At 70.7% G+C, this 1,093-nt stretch carries 1 protein-coding gene; it reads right to left on the bottom strand.

Annotated features, from left to right (window positions below; translation table 11 throughout):
* Window positions 1–36: 36 nt before the first annotated feature.
* Window positions 37–1,093: sugar ABC transporter permease (locus tag H0487_RS22680; protein ID WP_183096446.1), on the bottom strand; the 1,057-nt coding region annotated here is incomplete at its 5' end.

Below are 1,093 nucleotides of genomic sequence, written 5' to 3'. Positions count from 1 at the left end.
TGGTGCCCGCCCCCGCCCGCGGCCCCGCAGCCACGCCTAGACCCCGGCGGCGGAGCGTCGGCGACGCGAGACCGCGTCGACGCTCGCCGCCAGCAGCAGGACGCCACCGGTCACGACGAAGTTGATGTAGCTGGCCTGGTCGAGCAGGCCGAGCCCGTTGGGGATGGTCGCGATGACCAGGCCGCCGATGACGGCGTCGATCGCGCGACCGCGCCCGCCGAACAGGCTGGTGCCGCCGATGACCGCCGCGCCGACGGCATAGAGCAGCTCGTTGCCTCCGCCCGACCCCGGCGAGACCTTGCCGGTGTACGACGCCGCGAGGATGCCGGAGACCGCGGCCATCCCGGAGCAGATGACGAACGCGGCGATCTTGATGCGGGTGACGTTGATGCCGGCCCGGCGCGCGGCCTCGGCGTTGCCGCCGACGGCGTACAGGTGGCGGCCGAACCGGGTCCGGGTGAGGACGAACGTCCAGAAGAGCAGCAGTGCGATGACGACGGGTGCGACCCACGGGATGCCGCTGATGTTGAACAGGGCAGGGTTGACCGCGCGGTTCTGGCTGAGGAGCGAGGTGAGACCGATGACGATCCCGGCGAAGACGGCGATCTGCACGAGCACGAGGGCGAACGGCTTGTGCACCAGGCCCTTCGCGACGCGGGAGCGGTGCTGGAAGAGGCTCAACCCCGCGAAGCCGACGACCAGGACGATCGCCGCGACCCAACCCGCCGTCACCGGCACGTTCTTGATCGACAGTCCCCGCAGGACCTCGTCGTTGAAGCGCACCGAGCCGCCGGCGCCGATGAGCTTGAGCGGCACGGCCTGGAGGGCCAGGAAGAAGGCGAGGGTGACCACGAAGGAAGGGATGCCGAGCAGTGAGACGAGCATGCCGATGGTCAGCCCGATCAGTGCACCGACGGCGATGCCGGCGACTGCGGCGACCCACCAGGACTGGCCGTGGTCGACGATCGCGAGTGCGGTGATCGTCGCCGACGCGCCGCCGGCCACGCCGGCCGACAGGTCGATCTCGCCGAGCAGGAGGACGAACACCAGGCCCATGGCAAGGACGCAGATCGACGCGGCCTGGATGACCAGG

Source organism: Nocardioides stalactiti (assembly GCF_014180715.1).
In the GTDB taxonomy this organism is placed as follows: Bacteria; Actinomycetota; Actinomycetes; order Propionibacteriales; family Nocardioidaceae; genus Nocardioides; species Nocardioides stalactiti.
Note: the sequence above shows the minus strand (reverse complement) of the source record. Positions and strands in the feature narration are given on the sequence as shown.